Annotated in this window: 13 protein-coding genes and 1 pseudogene; 2 read left to right on the top strand and 12 right to left on the bottom strand. The window is 55.9% G+C overall.

Features of this window, described 5'->3' with window-relative positions:
* Positions 1 to 395: 395 nt before the first annotated feature.
* Together fumC and IFT84_RS00230 are read left to right on the top strand one after the other, a co-directional pair.
* Positions 396 to 1,806: pseudogene (gene fumC / locus IFT84_RS00225) on the top strand (class II fumarate hydratase).
* 119 nt (positions 1,807 to 1,925) lie between these two features.
* Positions 1,926 to 2,996: a GGDEF domain-containing protein gene (locus IFT84_RS00230; protein ID WP_192116648.1), complete on the top strand. Its 1,071-nt coding sequence runs from the start codon at positions 1,926 to 1,928 to the stop codon at positions 2,994 to 2,996.
* A 15-nt stretch (positions 2,997 to 3,011) separates the two neighbouring features.
* On the opposite strand, the gene dnaE is transcribed toward IFT84_RS00230, so the two are convergent.
* The 12 genes from dnaE to IFT84_RS00290 form a co-directional block, all read right to left on the bottom strand.
* Positions 3,012 to 6,509 carry a DNA polymerase III subunit alpha gene (dnaE, locus tag IFT84_RS00235; RefSeq protein ID WP_446737567.1) on the bottom strand — a complete coding sequence of 1,166 codons (3,498 nt, stop codon included), beginning with the start codon at positions 6,507 to 6,509 and terminating at the stop codon, positions 3,012 to 3,014.
* Between the two features lie 372 nt (positions 6,510 to 6,881).
* Positions 6,882 to 7,568, bottom strand: a complete 687-nt coding sequence (locus tag IFT84_RS00240) for an ABC transporter ATP-binding protein (protein ID WP_192117532.1) — start codon at positions 7,566 to 7,568, stop codon at positions 6,882 to 6,884.
* A gap of 14 nt (positions 7,569 to 7,582) precedes the next feature.
* On the bottom strand, positions 7,583 to 8,884 hold the full coding sequence (locus IFT84_RS00245; RefSeq protein ID WP_192116649.1) for a lipoprotein-releasing ABC transporter permease subunit: 1,302 nt from the start codon (positions 8,882 to 8,884) through the stop codon (positions 7,583 to 7,585).
* 39 nt (positions 8,885 to 8,923) lie between these two features.
* Positions 8,924 to 10,252 (bottom strand): proline--tRNA ligase, encoded by a 1,329-nt coding sequence (proS, locus tag IFT84_RS00250; RefSeq protein ID WP_192116650.1) that lies wholly within the window; start codon positions 10,250 to 10,252, stop codon positions 8,924 to 8,926.
* Positions 10,253 to 10,681: 429 nt separating this feature from the next.
* Positions 10,682 to 10,957, bottom strand: a complete 276-nt coding sequence (locus IFT84_RS00255; RefSeq protein ID WP_192116651.1) for a DUF1467 family protein — start codon at positions 10,955 to 10,957, stop codon at positions 10,682 to 10,684.
* A gap of 71 nt (positions 10,958 to 11,028) precedes the next feature.
* Positions 11,029 to 12,642: a ribonuclease J gene (locus tag IFT84_RS00260; RefSeq protein WP_244651075.1), complete on the bottom strand. Its 1,614-nt coding sequence runs from the start codon at positions 12,640 to 12,642 to the stop codon at positions 11,029 to 11,031.
* A gap of 76 nt (positions 12,643 to 12,718) precedes the next feature.
* Positions 12,719 to 13,456, bottom strand: a complete 738-nt coding sequence (locus IFT84_RS00265) for a biotin--[acetyl-CoA-carboxylase] ligase (RefSeq protein ID WP_192117533.1) — start codon at positions 13,454 to 13,456, stop codon at positions 12,719 to 12,721.
* A 23-nt stretch (positions 13,457 to 13,479) separates the two neighbouring features.
* The gene (nuoN, locus tag IFT84_RS00270; RefSeq protein WP_192116653.1) at positions 13,480 to 14,922 is read right to left on the bottom strand and encodes an NADH-quinone oxidoreductase subunit NuoN; all 1,443 of its coding nucleotides are present in this window, start codon (positions 14,920 to 14,922) and stop codon (positions 13,480 to 13,482) included.
* A gap of 18 nt (positions 14,923 to 14,940) precedes the next feature.
* Entirely contained in the window at positions 14,941 to 16,452 is a 1,512-nt protein-coding gene (locus IFT84_RS00275; protein ID WP_192116654.1) for an NADH-quinone oxidoreductase subunit M, read from the bottom strand.
* Complete coding sequence (nuoL, locus tag IFT84_RS00280; protein ID WP_192116655.1) at positions 16,452 to 18,446, bottom strand: NADH-quinone oxidoreductase subunit L; 1,995 nt, start codon at positions 18,444 to 18,446, stop codon at positions 16,452 to 16,454. The genes IFT84_RS00275 and nuoL overlap by 1 nt, the downstream gene beginning before the upstream one ends.
* Before the next feature lie 7 nt (positions 18,447 to 18,453).
* Positions 18,454 to 18,762: an NADH-quinone oxidoreductase subunit NuoK gene (gene nuoK / locus IFT84_RS00285; RefSeq protein ID WP_192116656.1), complete on the bottom strand. Its 309-nt coding sequence runs from the start codon at positions 18,760 to 18,762 to the stop codon at positions 18,454 to 18,456.
* A gap of 27 nt (positions 18,763 to 18,789) precedes the next feature.
* Positions 18,790 to 19,404 (bottom strand): NADH-quinone oxidoreductase subunit J, encoded by a 615-nt coding sequence (locus IFT84_RS00290; RefSeq protein WP_192116657.1) that lies wholly within the window; start codon positions 19,402 to 19,404, stop codon positions 18,790 to 18,792.
* Between the last annotated feature and the right edge of the window lie 12 nt (positions 19,405 to 19,416).

Below are 19,416 nucleotides of genomic sequence, written 5' to 3' on the forward strand. Positions count from 1 at the left end.
GGTGAATGAAAAGGAAATGCCCAGCCAAAAATATGACTGGTTGCCAGACCTATGGGAACGTATCGGTACTCAAACACATGAAATCGTTAGAGAAAAATTTCCTGGCATTTTTCGTGCAAATTTTGGCATGCTGCCTTTGCGGATCGCTGTGACGAAACTGTCACGGCGGGCATGGTGCAAATTGGGTCATGCCAGCAGAAATTCGCTTTCAATCGTTTAAACAATCGGCAATTGCGACAGCACTCTTTACAAGGAACGGCAAGTTGGCCAGAGAGAGTGGGCTGTTTGGGAGGCCGCGCGATGCTGATAGCCGCAAGGGCTGGGGCTTGGCGAGGTGGACGCTGGTAATGTCAATCATGCGGGCATTTATCGGCTGATTGGGCAAATGGGTTCGCATGATGAAAGCAGGAAGCGATGACAGCGAAGCGCACGGAAACTGATACGTTTGGCCCCATTGAGGTCGCCAATGATAAATATTGGGGCGCGCAGGCGCAGCGCTCACTTGGCAACTTCAAGATCGGTTGGGAGAAGCAGCCACTGTCGGTGGTTCGTGCGCTCGGTATCGTCAAGCAGGCTGCGGCTCGTGCCAATGTCGAGTTGAACCGACTTGATCCCGCCGTGGGCGACGCGATCGTGAAAGCAGCTCAGGAAGTCATCGATGGCAAGCTGGATGCGCACTTCCCGCTTGTCGTGTGGCAGACGGGCTCCGGCACCCAGTCGAACATGAATGCCAATGAAGTGATTTCCAACCGCGCCATCGAAATGCTGGGCGGTGTGATGGGCTCCAAAAAGCCCGTTCACCCCAATGACCACGTGAATATGAGCCAGTCCTCCAACGATACGTATCCAACGGCTATGCATATCGCGTGTGCGGAGCGCATCGTTCACGATCTGCTGCCCGCCCTCAAGCACCTGCATGCTAGCCTGGAAGCCAAGGTCAAGGCGTTCGACCATATCATCAAGATCGGGCGCACTCACACACAGGACGCAACGCCGCTGACGCTCGGCCAGGAGTTCTCCGGTTATGCTGCACAGGTTGCATCGTCTATCAAGCGGATCGAACTGACCCTTCCCGGTCTGTGCGAACTGGCACAGGGCGGCACTGCGGTGGGGACCGGTCTGAACGCCCCCATCGGTTTTGCCGAAAAGGTGGCCGAGCACATTGCTGCCATTACCGGCATCGACTTTGTAACCGCGCCTAACAAGTTCGAAGCACTGGCAGCGCATGATTCCATGGTGTTCAGCCATGGCGCCATCAACGCAGCCGCCGCCGCCCTCTTCAAGATTGCCAATGACATTCGCTTCCTTGGCTCCGGTCCCCGTTCCGGCCTTGGCGAACTTTCGCTGCCGGAAAACGAGCCGGGCTCGTCCATCATGCCAGGCAAGGTCAACCCCACCCAGTGCGAAGCGTTGACGCAGGTCTGCGTGCAGGTGTTCGGCAATAATGCGGCGCTGACCTTTGCCGGCAGCCAGGGCCATTTTGAACTCAACGTCTACAATCCACTGATGGCTTACAACTTCCTCCAGTCGGTGCAGCTTCTCGCAGATGCCGCTGTATCCTTCACCGACAATTGCGTCGTCGGTATCGAGGCTCGGGAAGACAATATCAAGGCCGCCGTGGACCGGTCCCTGATGCTGGTCACCGCACTTGCGCCTACGATCGGCTATGATAACGCTGCCAAGATCGCCAAGACCGCCCACAAGAACGGCACCACCCTGCGCGAAGAGGCCATTGCCACCGGTCTGGTCTCCGGTGAGGATTACGACCGCATCGTTCGTCCGGAAACCATGATCAGCCCCTCCTGAAACTGACAACTGCGCTGTTCAAAAAAACGGCGCAGTCTTTTTGCCAAGATATATTTAACTGTATTAGAGTTATCTCGCTTAAGTTGATAGCCGCAGGCTTCTTAAAGGTGAGTGATTCGATGAGTACGGATAGTGGTTCGCGTCCGCATGTTGCCGATATTGGCGCACAGATTGCCTATGCCATGCGTGCCATGGGCGTCTCTCCCATTCCTCGCAATTATGAGCTTTATTACGAAGCCTATCTCGGTTCCAATCCTCAACTGACCAAGGATCTGGCAGCGCTGGGCTCGCGCGCTGCGCAAGGCGAACTGGATGCCTTGGGTGCACAGTATTTCGCGCACCATCACAGTGCTGGAAAAATCGACCAGGCTCACTTCCGCTTGTCATCCACGCTCGATGCGCTGTTGAGCCTTTTGAAAGACGAACAGCAATCACTCGAAAGCTACACCCGTGTTCTGGGCGATACCTATTCGCAGATCAACTCCAAGAACATGACGAGTGCCGACATTCTGCGGCAAGCCATCGCCGTGCTGAGCGAAGCGACCGCTGATAGCATTGCGAGAAGACAGGACCGCGCGGAATCAGCCGATCAGACCTCACAGGAAATGGCTAGGGTTCGCCAGGAACTCGACGAGTACAAGCGCATCGCCAATACCGATTCGTTAACGCGTCTCTCCAATCGTCGGGCCTTCGATGACCGGCTGGCCAGCATTTTCAACTCGGAAAAACGTCGTTCCTATACTGGCCTTCTGGTCGCTGACATTGATCACTTCAAGAAAATCAACGATACCTTCGGCCATCCCGTGGGCGACAAGATACTGGCGACGGTCGCATCGATCATCCGGGCCAATGTCCGGCCGGATGTTTTCGTGGCACGGACCGGCGGCGAGGAATTTGCGATTATTCTGGACGACAGCACGCAGGACGAATGCTTCGCCGTTGCGGAGCGCATTCGGTTGGCCATTCAGGAAACACCCCTGAAAAACAAACGCACCGGTACGGATTACGGCCCACTGACCGTATCGCTGGGCATCTGCATGGCGACGGAGGCCGAGGACCCGAACGACCTTTACACCATGGTCGACATTGCACTCTACAGCGCCAAGACCGCAGGCCGCAACCGCTCAGTCATCTACGAGAACGGCATGAAAAAAGAATCGGGCCGCAACTGGTTGCTGTACCGTAAGTAGATACCGCATTGCCGGTCAGACAAGCTCGACCTCCACAACGCCGGGTGCCGAGCGCAAAGCCTCTGCAATTTCCGGGGAAATACGGTACTTTTCCGTCAACTCCACTTCGATCTCACGCTCGCCGTCGTCCTTCACGACGATAAAGGAAACAAGGCCATCTCCCTTGGCGTTCAGATGCGCAGCGACAGCCTTCAACGGTCCCTTGTCACGCACATGAACACGCAGCTTCTTCTGCATCTGCAGAGACTTTTCTTCAAGCGACTGCAGCGTTTGTATCCGCAACCCGATGCCCTCCGGGCGCTCCTCGGCTGCAACCGTCATGACCAATGATTTGCCCGGCTCCAGCAGGTCCCGGTATTGCGCCAGCGCTTCGGAAAACAACACCGCCTCATACTGACCTGACGAGTCCGAGAATGCGATGATACCCATCTTGTTGCCGGTGCGGGTCTTGCGCTCCTGTTTGGACGTGACAGTGCCTGCTAAGCGACCGGCAATAGCCCCCTGCTTTACCGCGCCGGAGAAGTCCGCAAAAGTTTGCACGCGCATTTTCTTCAAAAGCGGGTCATAAGCATCGAGAGGATGCGCTGAGAGGTAAAAGCCTAGAACCTGAAATTCCCGATGCAGCTTTTCTGACGATAGCCAAGGCGTAAAGCCGGAAAAGCTGATGGTCTCCGGCCCTGTTGCAGCGCCTGCGCCGAACATATCGCTCTGGCCGCTGACCTTGTTTTCCTGCGCGCGCTGGGCATATCCGATAATTCTGTCCAGCCCGCTCACAAGCTCCGCGCGGTCTCGCCCAAAGCAATCGAACGCACCGGCGCAAATCAAGCTTTCGAACACCCGCCGGTTCAAGAGTTTCGGATCAACGCGCAGGCAGAAGTCTTCTAGGCTCGCAAAAGGCTGATCGCCGCGCACGGCCACGATATGCTCCACCGCCGCCTCGCCCACGCCTTTCAGTGCCGCCAGAGAGTAGAAAATCCTGTTCTCGCCGGTCTCGAAGTAGCGGAAGGACGTCTGCACGGACGGTGGAATGACCTCTATACCCAAGCGCTTGGCATCTTGGCGGAAATCGTTGATCTTGTCGGTGTTCGACATATCCAGCGTCATCGACGCGGCAAGGAACTCAACCGGATAATGCGCCTTCACATAGGCGGTCTGGTAGGACACGATGGCATAGGCTGCAGCGTGAGACTTGTTGAAACCGTAGTTCGCAAACTTTGCCAGCAAATCAAAGATCAGGTCGGACTGTGGCTTTGAAACCCCATTCGCCACCGCCCCCTGTACGAAACGGGCGCGCTGCTGATCCATCTCCTCCTTGATCTTCTTACCCATGGCGCGGCGCAACAAATCAGCTTCCCCCAGCGAGTAGCCGGACAGAACCTGCGCAATCTGCATCACCTGTTCCTGATAAACGATAACGCCCTGCGTCTCCTTCAGCAGGTAATCGATTTTCGGATGGATCGACTCGACTTCTTCTTCGCCGTGCTTGCGTGCGTTGTAAACAGGGATGTTCTCCATCGGGCCAGGACGATACAGAGCCACGAGCGCAATGATATCCTCAATGCAGTCGGGACGCATGCCGATGAGGGCCTTTCGCATACCGGCACTTTCCACCTGAAACACGCCCACCGTGTCACCTCGGGCCAGCATCTCGTAGGACTTCTGATCATCCAGCGGCAGCCCTTCCAGACTGACGGAGATTCCGCGCTTCGCGATGAAATCCACTGCCGTTTTCAGCACGGTCAGGGTTTTCAAGCCGAGAAAGTCGAACTTGACGAGGCCGGCCTGCTCGACCCACTTCATATTGAACTGCGTTACCGGCATATCGGAGCGCGGATCACGATACATCGGCACCAGTTGCGACAACGGCCGATCGCCAATCACAATGCCTGCCGCGTGGGTAGACGCGTGGCGGTACAACCCTTCCAGCTTCTGTGCGATATCCAGCAGCCGTGCAACGACAGGCTCCTTCTCCGCCTCCTCCAGCAGGCGCGGCTCCTCTTCAATCGCCTTGTACAGTGGCGTCGGATTGGCGGGATTGTTCGGCACAAGCTTGCAGATCTTGTCGACCTGCCCATAGGGCATTTCCAGCACACGCCCCACGTCGCGCAGGGCAGCGCGTGCCTGTAGCGACCCGAAGGTGATGATCTGCGCTACCTGCTCGCGGCCATACTTGGCCTGCACGTAGCGGATAACCTCTTCGCGCCGGTCCTGACAGAAGTCGATGTCGAAGTCGGGCATCGACACGCGTTCGGGGTTCAGAAACCGTTCGAACAGCAGCGAGAAGCGCAGAGGATCGACGTCCGTAATGGTCAGCGCATAGGCAACCAGAGATCCCGCGCCGGAACCACGTCCCGGACCAACCGGGATATCCTGCAATTTTGCCCATTTGATAAAGTCGGCAACAATCAGGAAGTAGCCGGGAAATTTCATGCGCTCAATAACGCCGAGTTCGAAATCCAGCCGCTCGCGGTAATCCTGCTCGCTATAACCCGGTGCCATTCCAAGCTTCTCAAGGCGTATATCGAGGCCTTCGACCGCCTGTCGGCGTAACTCCAGCGATTCCGCGCGTTCGGCTTCCGCCGGGTCGTCCGATGCGCCGGTAAAACGGGGCAGAATGGGACTCCGTGTCTTCAACATGAACGAGCAGCGCTGCGCAATCTCGACCGTGTTGTCGAGTGCTTCCGGCAAATCGGCAAACAAAGCCGCCATTTCGGCCCGGGTTTTGAGATAATGATCCGGTGTTAGCCGAAACCGCGTGTCATCCGATACAATCGCATTGTGCGCCACAGCCATGAGCGCATCATGGGCGTCGTAATCCGACGGTGTCGGGAAGAAGGCCTCATTGGTTGCCACCAGCGGCACATCATGGCGATAGGCAAGATCGATCATCCGGCTTTCATGGCGCCGGTCATAATGACCTTGTCGCTGCAACTCGATGTAGAGACGGTCGCCGAAAATGTCGTGTAGGGCAGACAACCGGCTCTCCGCCAATTCCGCGTGGCCGGAGCGTAGTGCCATATCGACCGGGCCGGTCGATGCGCCAGTCAAAGCAATCAGCCCCTCACCGCCAACCTCCCGAAGCCACGTCATCGAGATCCGCACCGATTGTGTATTATCGCCGTTGAGATAGGCGCGGCTGATCAGATCAACGATCCGCGTATAGCCCCCTTCGGTGGACGCAATGATGACAATGGCTGGCAGTTTGACCAGATGCTGATTGGCACCCCTGCGCTCCCCGGCCACCTCGTCCTCCATATCAATGGAAAACTGGCACCCGATGATGGCTTGCAGCCCGCTTTTTGCAGCCTTGGTCGAGAACTCCAGTGCGGCGAAGAGATTGTTGGTATCGGCAATGCCGATGGCTGGCTGGGCATCGTCTTTGACAGCGTCGATGATCTTGTCCATCTTCAACGCGCCTTCCAGCAGCGAGAAAGAGGAATGAACCCTGAGATGAACAAATCCGGGTCCGCTTGCCACGTCAGCAGACCCTGCCGCACCCTGTGCCATGCCCATATCCGCCATCGCTGTCGCCTTTTTACTCGTCCATGCTCAACGACTGCATCAAGGCGGCGTCGAGGCTTTCACTAGCATGCTATCCCGATTCCCAAACGCGATGTAAAGGTTTGCGCGAGCCCATACGCAAATGTTATGGCTCCTACTTTCACAATCCGATGACGATAAGAGAAACGGTTGCAACAAACATGGCAATGGAGGTGAACGCTGCGAGGTCACGAATAAAGTCGGTCATATCCTGCTCCTGTCCTGATATGTCCGTATTTTGTTCTATCTGTGTTCACACGTCAAGACAGATTCGTTCGTGCTGCGTTCTTTTTCGGAACGGAGCTCTGTTCGGCCATAAATATTGAAGGGCTGTTGCGACCGGGTTTAACGCAGTTCGACGATCTTGCCGTCTTCCATCGTCACGCGACGATCCATGATGGATGCGAGGTCGTGGTTATGAGTCGCGATCATGGCAGCAAGGCCGGATTGACGAACCAGCGCTTCCAGGGCCTGAAAGACGTAACCGGCCGTTTCGGGGTCGAGATTGCCTGTCGGCTCATCGGCCAACAAAACAAGCGGCGCGTTGGCAACTGCGCGTGCGATCGCCACGCGTTGCTGCTCGCCACCCGAGAGTTCCGATGGACGGTGGTCGCCACGATGGCCGATGCGCATATAGTCCAGCAACGCAGCGGCCCTCTCACTTGCTTCCGCCTTGGTCAGGCCGGAAATCAGCTGTGGCATCATAATGTTTTCGAGCGCGGTAAATTCCGGCAACAGATGGTGAAACTGGTAGACGAAGCCGATGTCGTTGCGCCGGATTGCCGTTCTGCGCTCATCGGACAACGATCCGCAGGACACGCCATTGATGAGAACTTCTCCGGCATCTGGACGTTCCAGAAGACCCGCAATGTGCAGCATCGTGGACTTGCCCGTTCCCGAAGGTGCCACCAGCGCAACGGTCTCGCCGCTGCGGAGGACAAAATCAGCACCCTTCAGAATTGAAAGGGTTGTTTCACCCTGCCCGTAATGTCTTTCCACGCCAGTCAGTTGCAGTGCCACGCGCGCATTCATCGTCAGCAACATCCCTATTCGTAACGCAAGGCCTGCACAGGATCGAGCTTGGAGGCTCGCCATGCCGGAAATATGGTTGCCAGAAACGACAGAGCCAGTGCCATGATAATCACGGAGAACGTTTCACCAGGGTTCATGTCAGCGGGCAACTGGCTCAGGAAGTAGAGTTCCGGATTGAACAAAGTGGTACCGGAAATCCACGAGAAAAATTGCCGGATCGATTCCACATTCAGACACACGATCACACCCAGAAGCACTCCGGCAAAAGTGCCGACCGTACCGATGGCAGCCCCGGTCATGAAAAATATCCGCATGATCGACCCGGACGATGCACCCATAGTGCGCAGGATCGCAATGTCCCTGCCCTTGTCTTTGACAAGCATAATCAGGCCCGAAATGATGTTGAGCGCTGCCACAAGGACGATCAGCGTCAAGATCATGAACATAACATTGCGTTCCACCGCCAGTGCCGAGAAGAACGTCTGGTTCTTTTGCCGCCAATCGGTGATGAAAATCTGGCGCTCGGCGGCAGCTTCCACCGGTTGTCGCAAATCATCCACATGATCGGGATCGCTGACGTACAGTTCTATTGACTGCACGATACCTTCGGAGTTGAAATAAAGCTGTGCTTCCTCCAACGGCATGTAGATGATGGATGAATCGTATTCGGACATGCCGATCTCGAAAATGGCCGATACGGTATAGGTTTTGATACGGGGGTTTACCCCGAGCGGGGTCACATCCCCCTGTGGCGAGACCAGCGTGATAGAACCGCCGACGCTGACACCGAGCGCATCGGCCATGCGGGCACCAATCGCAAGACCCTCGCCCGCCGCAAACGCCGCCAGATCACCGGAGCGGATGTTGCCAGCGACAGCCTTCATTCGTTCGAGGTCTTCCGCGCGGATACCGCGAACAAGCGCTCCGGTCTGCGCATTGTTGGCACCGTTGACGAGCGTTTGCCCTTCGACAAGGGGGATGGCTTGTGTGACGCCCGGAACCGCGGCAAAGCGCGTTGCCAAATCCACATAGTTGGTCAGTGGCGTATCAATCGGCTGAACGATCATATGACCGTTAATGCCGAGAATACGAGAAATGAGTTCCGTGCGGAAGCCGTTCATCACAGCCATAACAATGATCAGCGTCGCAACGCCGAGCATAATGCCAATGAACGAGAAGCCTGCAATAACGGAAATGAAGGCTTCCTTGCGCCGCGAGCGCAGATACCGCCAGGCGACCATCCGCTCAAACGCCGAAAACGGGCGACTGCCGGGGGCAGTTGCTCCGTCCACTGTGTCACCCGTTTCAACGCTCATTCTGTTCCCTGTCAGTTAGCCCGGAAAAGCACGGTCGAATCAACCGGCTTGCGTCAGCCTGTTGATGGCAGCTTCAATCGTCAGTGTCTCGCGGGCACCGGTTTTGCGATCCTTGATTTCAACTTCGCCATTGGCGACAGACCGGGGACCAACGACAACCTGTTTGGGAACGCCGATCAGATCGGCCGTTGCAAACTTCGTTCCTGCGCGGTCGTCCGTATCGTCGTACAACGGATCGAGATCTGCTTTTGACAGCGCGCGATAGATGCTTTCGCTCGCCTCATCACAGGCAGCATCGCCCGACTTCATATTGACGATGACCGCACCGAATGGCGCGATGGCGTCTGGCCAAATGATACCGTTTTCATCGTGGGAGGCTTCGATGATTGCCGGAACAAGACGTGTCGGCCCGATCCCGTAAGACCCCATGTGCACCGCATGTTCCTTGCCATCCGGCCCCTGCACCTTCGCGCCCATGGCCTCGGAGTACTTGGTGCCGAAATAGAAGATGTGACCCACTTCGATGCCACGAGCTGCAACCCGATCGGTATCCGCCACAGCTTCGAATGCTGACTCGTCATGCATTTCCGAGGTTGCCGCGTAGCGCGATGTCCATTTGTCAAACACCTCGCGAAGCGCGCCCGCATCGTTGAAATCAATGTCTTCGGCTGGAATTGGAAAGTCGAGGAAATCCTTGTGGCAGAACACCTCGGACTCGCCCGTATCTGCCAGAATAATGAATTCATGGCTGAGATCGCCACCGATTGGCCCCGTATCAGCACGCATTGGAATGGCGCGCAGACCCATGCGCGAAAAGGTGCGCAGATAGGCTGTAAACATACGGTTGTAGGCGTGAACGGCGCCCTCCCGGTCCAGATCGAACGAATAGGCGTCCTTCATCAGAAATTCGCGGGACCGCATGGTCCCAAAACGGGGCCGGATCTCGTCACGAAACTTGAGCTGGATGTGATAGAGGTTCAGCGGCAGGTTCCGGTAGGATTTGATAAAGGAACGGAACACATCCGTGATCATCTCCTCATTCGTTGGCCCGTACAGCATCGGACGATCCTGCCGATCCTTGATGCGCAGCATTTCCTTGCCATAGGCATCATAACGCCCGCTTTCCTGCCACAACTCTGCAGACTGTAGCGTCGGCATCAACAGTTCGACTGCGCCCGACCGGTTCTGCTCTTCGCGAATGATCGCATTGACCTTGTCCAACACGCGCTTGCCCAGTGGCAGCCACGTATAAATGCCAGCCGATTGCTGCCGCACCATGCCTGACCGCAGCATCAAACGATGCGATACGATCTCGGCTTCCTTTGGGTTTTCCTTGAGAATGGGCATAAAAAAGCGTGAAAGGCGCATGAGGCTGGGTCCAGAATTAAACAGGATTCACATATAAGTGGAATCAGGCGGAAAGACGTTGAAAGTCTGAGCGTTCTAACTGCTTCGCCGATGAAAAGAAACCCGCTCCCTTACCCCGTCAAAAGATGTGGGTTATTCCATTTGCAAGACCTGATCGACGCCTTTTCAACGTTAAGCGCGGTAAAAATGGGCGAAAATGTGAAGGTTTCATGAAAATATTTGGTGACATCGCCCAAGGATTGGGCTAGCTTCCGGTTACAAAAGAGGCATGAAGATTAAATTCTTGCCGATTTCGCGGACTATGTCTTGGGAGGATACGATCTTAGGCGCGCTTCTCCGCTGCCGCCGGAAACGGAACAGATCACGCGAAACTGAAAAACAAGGCCTCTGGCCTTGTTTTTTTTTGGCCTGCGATGACGATCTGATCACCTATGATGGTTGATAGCTCGGCATCAACTCCATGAGTTTGTTGACATCGAGACCAAACCAGTTTGACACGATCAACCAGATCGCAAACAGCCCACCTGAAACCAGCGTCGTCGTCAAAAACACGCGCATTGCACGAAACTGCGCTGGCGCGCTTTGTACCGTTCCGGGCACGACTGAGCGCTCTTCGGCCTGCGTGCTCAAGCCAAATGGCAGAACCGCAAACAGGGTGATCCACCAGAATATGAAGTAGATCGCGAAACCGGAAAAATAAGGCATCGGACTGATTCTCCCGGTTTGCTGAGCATCGCCCCATTACGAATGGGACCATCTCGTATCCTGCGCTAGTGTCAGGATATCTTGTTGATGAACACCGTCACAACGGGCTTTTTGCCCCAGACCTCACTGGCCATGGACCGCACGGCCCGTCGCACCGATTCCTGAATCACAGCAAGATCTCTACGGCGCGCGCGTGGAATGCTTTCCACGGCACCCAGTACCGCGTCATACAGCGTGTCGTTCATATCCTCACCCTCATCATCGAACTGGGGAAGACCTATGGGAACGACGATGGGATCAGCGGCGAAATCAAACTTGCCATTAAGCACGACGTTGACGGACACATGACCCGCAAAGGACAGCTTACGGCGATCACCGATACCCATCTCCTCAAAGTCGCCCATCAGGCTGCCATCTTTGAAGATGCGTCCGTGCGGTGCGGTGCCGATAACCTCCGGTGTGCCGGGCGCGAGCCGAAGAATATCACCGTTGCGAACGCGTGGAACAAGCGGAACGCCCGACTGTAGGGCAAGCTCTGTTTGGCCGACCAGATGCGCCGCCTCGCCATGCACAGGCACCACCATTTGCGGGCGGGTCCACGCATACATCTGCTGGAGTTCGGTGCGCCGTGGATGCCCGGAGACGTGGACAAGTGCTTCGCTATCGGTAACGATATGAATGCCCTGCTCAATCAAGCCGTTCTTGATATCGACGATAGCGCGCTCGTTGCCGGGAATTGTGCGGGATGAAAAGACGACCGTATCGCCGGATGAGAATGCAACATTGCGCATTTCATCCCGGGCAATTTTGGCCAGCGCTGCCCGCGGTTCGCCCTGGCTGCCCGTTAGGATGACGACCACCTGGTCGCGCGGAATAAAGCCGAACTCATCTTCGGCAATAAACGGTTTGATGCCTTCCATCAGACCCACGTCGCGGGCCACCTGAACAACCCGCTTCATCGAACTGCCAAGCAGCAGAACTTCACGGCCAGCAGCGTCAGCGGCCTGCGCTATAGAGCGGATACGCCCGACATTGGAGGAGAATGTGGTAATCGCAACGCGGCCCTCCGCGTTTTTGATGATTTCCGTCAGACTGGCGGACACCTCATGCTCGGACGGCGAAACGCCGTCGCGCAGCGAATTGGTGCTGTCGCACAACAGCGCCAACACGCCCTCATCTCCCAACGCACGAAAACGCGCCTCGTCCGTCAGCGGTCCAAGCGAGGGATTGAGATCGATCTTCCAGTCGCCCGTATGAATGATATTGCCGAGCGGGGTGCGAATGACCAGCGACATCGGCTCCGGGATGGAGTGATTAACTCCAACGGCTTCAATCGAGAACGGGCCGACATTGATCGTGTCGCCTTCCTTGAAAATGGAAATTGGCACCTCTGCGCGGCTGCGCTCATAAGCGCGCTTTGCTTCCAGCATCCCGGCGGTAAATGGCGATGCGTAAACCGGCACGTTCAGACCCGGCCACAGGCTGGCCAGCGCACCGTAGTGATCCTCATGCGCGTGGGTAATGATCACGGCTTTGAGGTTTTTACGCTGGTCTGCCAGAAACTGGATATCCGGCAGGATCAGATCAACACCTGGCAGATCAGGACCGGGAAAGGTTACGCCGCAGTCAACCATGATCCACTGGCGGTTTGCCGGGGAACCATAGCCGTAGAGGCCGAGATTCATGCCGATCTCCCCCACGCCGCCAAGCGGCAAGAAAACCAGTTCGTCTTGTTGATTCGTCGTCACTTTAAAATCCGTTTCATCCGAAGAATACATCGCCAGCGGCGATCAGTTGTGTTTGGCCGAGCCCCGTATCTAATATAAGGTGACCATTATCATCAATTCCACGAAAATGCCCGGAAATCGATTGCCGTGGCAAATTCACTGTGATTTTCTCGCCAATTCCACCGGCCGACGCTGTCCACATTTCAATGATGCGAGACAGACCGCGGCCCTGATCCCAGATCGCAAGCACATCGGCTGTTTCTTTAAACAGATGGGGGAAAAGTTGGTCTGCGAATACGGTCGATCCATGATCGCGCAAACTCGTGACGGGATAGAGGCCGTGTTCTGGCGCGTGGACAACGTTGATACCGCATCCAATCACAATCGCATGTCTCTCGGCGATCCGTTCACCCTCGATGAGGATCCCGCAAACCTTTTGCCTGTTGATGAGAATATCGTTGGGCCATTTGATCTTGGCAGGCGAACTGCCGGGCGGTAGCACCGCACTGATGGCTCTCTGCACGGCAACCGCAACCGCGAGAGGCAAAGACGCCATCGCATCTGCCGGCGCGGGGTTGATCAGCAGCAATGAAGCATAGAGATTGCCGGGTTCCGACGTCCAGGCGCGCCCGCGACGACCGCGCCCGCTTGTCTGTTCCTGTGCGGTGACCCAGACCCGGCCGGGGTCACCTTGACGCGCAAGGTTGAAGCACTCCGTATTCGTCGACGGTGCTTCAACCAGCGCTATATGCCTGTAATCGTCCAGTACCATCAGTCCTTGGCGTGCATGATCCGTCAAAAGAACGTCCGCGCAGCGACTTCCGCCGCGCTGCTCAACGGACCCATGACGCCCATATAGACCAAAAGAAACAAACCGGACAGACCAAAGACGAGTTTCAGTTCAACCGGTGTGCGGGCAAATTCACCCTTAGGTTCGTCAAACCACATGACCTTGATAACGCGCAGATAATAATACGCACCGACCACCGATGCTACGACGCCGATGATGGAAAGCCAGACGAGGCCTGCCTTGATGGCAGCAACGAAGACGTAATACTTCCCAAAGAACCCGGCCAGCGGCGGGATACCAGCGAGCGAGAACATCAGAATGGTCAGAACAGTCGCCATCAAAGGGTTGGTCTGAGAAAGACCGGCCAGATCATCGACATTCTCAGCATTGCCGCCTTCCTTGCGCCGCATGGCGAGAATGCAAGCAAACGTGCCGAGCGTCATGATCAGATAGATCAGCATGTAAATGCCAACGCCCCGAACACCCTCAACCGAACCGGCTGCAAGACCGACCAGCGCATAACCCATGTGCCCGATGGACGAGTAGGCCATGAGGCGCTTGATGTTGCGCTGACCAATCGCTGCAAACGAACCCAGCACCATGGACGCAATCGAGATGAACACCACGACCTGCCGCCAGTCGGCTGCAACGGGTTCGAATGCCGACATTACGATACGCACCACCATTGCCATCGCAGCAATTTTAGGTGCCGCTGCAAGAAAGGCCGTCACAGGCGTTGGTGCACCCTCGTACACATCGGGTGTCCACATGTGAAATGGCACGGCGGAAATCTTGAAAGCCAGCCCCGCAAGGACGAATACCAGACCGAAGACCAAACCGAGCGAACGGCCTTCCGCCGTCAACGCGGCAGCAATTTCCTGATAGCCTGTATGGCCGGTGAACCCGTAAACCAGCGACATGCCGTAGAGCAACATGCCGGACGACAGTGCCCCAAGGACGAAGTACTTCAATCCCGCTTCCGTTGAGCGAAGGCTATCGCGGTTGAATGCCGCGACGACGTAGAGTGCAAGCGACTGAAGCTCCAGCGCGAGATACAGTGACATCAGGTTATTGGCCGATACCATCAGCATCATGCCAAGCGTGGCGAGGATGACGAGAACGGGGAATTCGAACTGATCGATCTGCTCAGACCGCGCATGACCGACTGTCATGATCATCGCGCCGATGGAACCCACCAGCACGAGGACCTTCATGAACTTGGCGAACGCATCGGACACGAACGCGCCGTTGTAGGCCGAACCGAAATCGGTAAACAGCACAAGCCAGATACCGGCGATGATCATCAGCGCAACGGCCAGACCGGTAACGGTCGAGGCCGAATTTCTGGCGGAGAAAACGCCGATCATCAACAGGACGAGCGCGCCGACCGCGAGGATCAGTTCCGGCGTTGATAGATGCAGGCTTGCAAGGAGGGTTTCAGCGGTCATGTCCAAATGGTCCTGTCGTCATTTCACCGAAAGCGCAACATCTTGCGCCGCCTGCAAGGCTGCGGAGTAGTTGTTGACCAGCAGATCAACGGAGGCGGCTGTGGCATCGAAGACCGGAGCCGGGTACACGCCGAAGAAGATAGTCAGCACAATCATGGGATACAGAATAAGCTTTTCGCGGGCGGTCAGATCCAGAAGTGATTTCAGGCTTTCTTTCTCCAGCGCCCCGAAGATCACGCGACGATACAGCCAGAGCGCATAGCACGCCGATAGGATCAAGCCGAAGCACGCGAAGAATGCCACCCATGTGTTGGCGCGGAAGGCGCCCATCAGCGTCATGAATTCACCGATAAAGCCAGAGGTGCCAGGCAGACCGACATTGGCCATGGTAAAAATCAGGAAGGCGACTGCATATTTCGGCATATTGTTGACGAGGCCGCCATAGGCAGAAATTTCACGCGTATGCAGCCGGTCATAGACAACGCCGACGCAGAGAAACAACGCGCTGGCAACAATGCCGTGGGACAGCATCTGGTAGAGCGAGCCCTGGATACCCTGAACATTACCCGCAAAAATGCCCATGGTCACATAACCCATATGGGCCACGGACGAGTACGCAATCAGCTTTTTGATATCCTGCTGCATCATCGCGACCAACGAGGTGTAGATAATGGCAACCACGGACATAACAAAGACGAGTGGTGCGAAGTAATCCGATGCCAACGGGAACATAGGCAGCGAAAACCGAAGCATGCCATAGCCACCCAGCTTCAACAGAATGCCAGCCAGAATGACCGAACCTGCCGTTGGAGCCTGCACGTGAGCGTCCGGCAACCAGGTATGAACAGGCCACATCGGCATTTTCACCGCGAAGGATGCGAAGAAGGCAAGCCAGAGCCAAGTCTGCATCTGTGCCGGGAAGTTGTGCGTCAGCAGTGTCGGAATGTCGGTCGTACCGGCTTCCCAGTACATGGCCATGATAGCAAGCATCATCAACACAGAGCCAAGCAGTGTGTAGAGGAAGAACTTGTAGCTTGCATAAACGCGATCTTTACCGCCCCACACGCCGATGATGATAAACATCGGGATAAGACCGGCCTCAAAGAACACGTAGAACAACACGATATCGAGCGATACGAACACGCCGATCATCAACGTTTCCAACAGCAGAAACGCAATCATGTACTGCTTCAAGCGCTTCTCGACCGCATACCAGCTAGCCAGCACGCAGAAGGGCATAAGGAACGTTGACAGGACGACGAACAGCATCGAAATACCGTCGACACCCAGATGATAAGACATGAGGCTGCCAAGCCAATCATGTTTTTCAACCATCTGAAAGCCCGGATTGGCATTGTCGAAACCAATCCAGACGAACAGCGACAGCAGAAAGTTGAAGACAGTCGTAACCAGCGCAACATTCAGAATGTTGCGCCGACCAAACACGCCATCCTCTCGTGTCAGCAGCAGAAGTGCTACCCCGATAAGCGGAAGAAAGGTGACCGCTGATAAAATAGGCCAATCGGTCATCAGATGGAACTCCCGAGCATCATCCAGGTAATCAATGCGGCGATGCCCAGAAGCATCGCGAAAGCGTAATGGTAGAGGTAACCGGTCTGCCAACGAACCACCCGGCCCGTCACATCCATAACGCGGGCTGCAACGCCATTCGGTCCGAGGCCGTCGATGACGCGCCCGTCACCCTCCTTCCAGAGGAAGGTGCCGAGCCACTTGGCCGGGCGGACGAAAAGGAAATCGTAGAGTTCGTCAAAGTACCATTTGTTCAGCAGGAACTGGTAGAGACCACGGTGCTGGGCGGCAAGCCGCTTCGGCGTTTCCGGCGAACGGATGTACATGTACCAAGCCGTCACCAGTCCCAGCAGCATTGCGATGAAGGGGCTCCACTTTACCAGCAGCGGAACATGGTGGAACTCTTCCAGCATCTGGTTTTCAGGCAGTGTGTAAAGCGCACCCTTCCAGAACTCCAGATATTCGTGCCCGTAGAAGTAACCTTCGAACAGAACACCGGCCAGCAGAGCACCAGCGGCAAGGATGAACAGCGGAACAGTCATCACCGGTGGCGACTCATGCACATGATGCATCACATCCGAAGACGCACGCGGCTTGCCGTGGAAGGTCAGGAACGCCAGACGCCACGAATAGAAACTCGTAAAGCAGGCCGCGACCACCAGCAGCGTGAACGCGAAACCGGACAGAACGTTGTGCGACGCATAAGCGGACTCGATGATCACGTCCTTGGAGAAAAAGCCAGCGGTTCCGATCATTGTGCCGGGAATGCCGACGCCGGTCAGTGCAATCGTGCCAATGAACATGGTCCAGTAGGTGATCGGGATGTGCTTGCGCAATCCTCCCATGTGCCGCATATCCTGCTCACCATCAACCGCGTGGATAACCGACCCCGCACCCAGGAACAGCAGCGCTTTAAAGAAGGCGTGCGTGAAGAGGTGGAACACGGCAGCACCGTAAGCGCCGACACCCAGGGCAACGAACATGTAGCCGAGCTGCGAGCAGGTCGAATACGCAATAACGCGCTTGATATCGTTCTGCACCAGACCGACCGTTGCGGCGAAGAAGGCCGTGATCGAACCGATCAGAATAACCACCGTTAGAGCCGTCTGTGACAGTTCAAACAGCGGTGACATGCGAGCGACCAGAAAGACACCCGCCGTTACCATGGTTGCCGCATGGATCAGCGCCGACACCGGTGTCGGGCCTTCCATGGCATCGGGCAGCCATGTGTGCAGCAGAAACTGCGCTGACTTACCCATAGCACCCATGAACAGCAGCAGGCAGATCGCTGTCATCGCATCCGCGCGGCCAAGTTCCATGCCAAGGAAGCGGATCACAGGCTCGGCATTCAGAGCCTGATCACCGGACAGATAGGTCGCTGCCGCAGTAAAAATTGTGTCGAAATTGATCGAGCCGAATACAACGAAGACGCCGAAGATACCGAGCGCAAACCCGAAGTCACCAACACGGTTGACGATGAAGGCCTTCATTGCCGCAGCGCTGGCGGACGGCTTTTTGAACCAGAAGCCGATGAGCAGATAGGATGCCAGACCAACACCTTCCCAGCCAAAGAACATCTGCAGCAGGTTATCGGACGTCACCAGCATCAACATGGCGAACGTGAACAGGGAAAGATACGCGAAGAAACGGGGGCGATGCGGATCGTGATGCATGTAGCCAATGGAATACAGATGCACGAGGCACGATACCGTATTGACCACCACGAACATGACCGATGTCAGCGTATCCACCCGGAAAGCCCAGGCCACATCGACATTACCCGACTGAATCCAACGCAGAACGTGGATACGGAGCAATTCCTCATGGCCAAGCGCCACGTTGAAAAACACGATCCATGACAACACAGCCACGATGATCATCAAGCCGGTGGTGACATATTCGGACGCTTTTGCGCCGATGGAACGGCCAAAAAGCCCTGCGGTTAAAAAGCCGATCAGAGGCAGGAAGACAATTGCCTTGATTAAACTATCCATAGCCCGATCAGCCCTTCATCATGTTGACGTCTTCCACGGCGATGGAACCGCGGTTACGATAGAAGACGACGAGAATTGCAAGACCAATCGCTGCTTCGGCAGCTGCGACGGTCAGAATGAACAATGCAAAAACCTGACCTGTCAGGTCATTCAGGAACGAGGAGAAAGCCACCATGTTGATGTTGACCGCCAGCAGGATCAACTCAACGGACATCAGGATGACAATGACGTTTTTCCGGTTCAGGAAGATGCCGAAGATACCGAGCGTAAACAGAATGGCGCTCACGGTGAGGTAATGAGAAATTCCGATTTCCATAGTGCTGTCCTTACCCGCGCGGCGCGATCAAATGCCCTGCCCCGGCTTCACCTTGACCACATCAACGGCAGTGGCGGGAGTGCGGGCAACCTGTTGTGAAATATTCTGGCGCTTGACGTTCGTGCGGTGACGCAGGGTCAGCACGATTGCGCCCATCATCGCCACCAGCAGAACCAGTCCGGCAACCTGAAAGTAGAAGACGTAATGGGTATAGAGCACATCTCCCAAGGCAGCTGTATTCGTGCGCTCGGTCAGCGGAGGAATAGGCATGGCTGCTGTTGCAGCCAGCTCCGGCGCAAAGACGCTACCGCCGAGAACGATGATCAGTTCGGCAGCCAGAATCAAACCGATCAGCGCGCCCATCGGCGCATACCGAACGGCACCCGAACGCAGCTCTGAAAAATCAATGTCCAGCATCATGACGACGAAGAGGAACAACACCGCCACCGCGCCCACATAGACGACCAGCAGGATCATGGCCAGAAACTCAGCGCCCGTCAGCAAAAACAGTCCCGCTGCATTCACAAAGGTGAGGATCAGGAACAGAACCGAATAAACCGGATTGCGCGATGAGATAACCATGAAAGCAGACGCCACAGCGACGAAAGCGAACATATAGAAAAAAAGAGCCTGCAGACCCATGAGTGGTGCCTT

The organism is Rhizobium sp. CFBP 8762 (assembly GCF_014841565.1).
Classification (GTDB): Bacteria; Pseudomonadota; Alphaproteobacteria; order Rhizobiales; family Rhizobiaceae; genus CFBP-8762.

Excerpts from the sequence above, each read along its gene's own strand:
- dnaE (WP_446737567.1), bottom strand. The coding sequence starts at position 6,509 with ATGGGCATGGCACAGGGTGCGGCAGGGTCTGCTGACGTGGCAAGCGGA.
- nuoL (WP_192116655.1), bottom strand. The coding sequence starts at position 18,446 with ATGGATAGTTTAATCAAGGCAATTGTCTTCCTGCCTCTGATCGGCTTT.
- IFT84_RS00290 (WP_192116657.1), bottom strand. The coding sequence starts at position 19,404 with ATGGGTCTGCAGGCTCTTTTTTTCTATATGTTCGCTTTCGTCGCTGTG.
- IFT84_RS00275 (WP_192116654.1), bottom strand. The coding sequence starts at position 16,452 with ATGACCGATTGGCCTATTTTATCAGCGGTCACCTTTCTTCCGCTTATC.
- IFT84_RS00240 (WP_192117532.1), bottom strand. The coding sequence starts at position 7,568 with ATGAATGCGCGCGTGGCACTGCAACTGACTGGCGTGGAAAGACATTAC.
- IFT84_RS00265 (WP_192117533.1), bottom strand. The coding sequence starts at position 13,456 with ATGGTACTGGACGATTACAGGCATATAGCGCTGGTTGAAGCACCGTCG.
- nuoN (WP_192116653.1), bottom strand. The coding sequence starts at position 14,922 with ATGACCGCTGAAACCCTCCTTGCAAGCCTGCATCTATCAACGCCGGAA.
- IFT84_RS00245 (WP_192116649.1), bottom strand. The coding sequence starts at position 8,884 with ATGAGCGTTGAAACGGGTGACACAGTGGACGGAGCAACTGCCCCCGGC.
- IFT84_RS00230 (WP_192116648.1), top strand. The coding sequence starts at position 1,926 with ATGAGTACGGATAGTGGTTCGCGTCCGCATGTTGCCGATATTGGCGCA.
- IFT84_RS00260 (WP_244651075.1), bottom strand. The coding sequence starts at position 12,642 with ATGAATCTCGGCCTCTACGGCTATGGTTCCCCGGCAAACCGCCAGTGG.
- IFT84_RS00255 (WP_192116651.1), bottom strand. The coding sequence starts at position 10,957 with ATGCCTTATTTTTCCGGTTTCGCGATCTACTTCATATTCTGGTGGATC.
- nuoK (WP_192116656.1), bottom strand. The coding sequence starts at position 18,762 with ATGGAAATCGGAATTTCTCATTACCTCACCGTGAGCGCCATTCTGTTT.
- proS (WP_192116650.1), bottom strand. The coding sequence starts at position 10,252 with ATGCGCCTTTCACGCTTTTTTATGCCCATTCTCAAGGAAAACCCAAAG.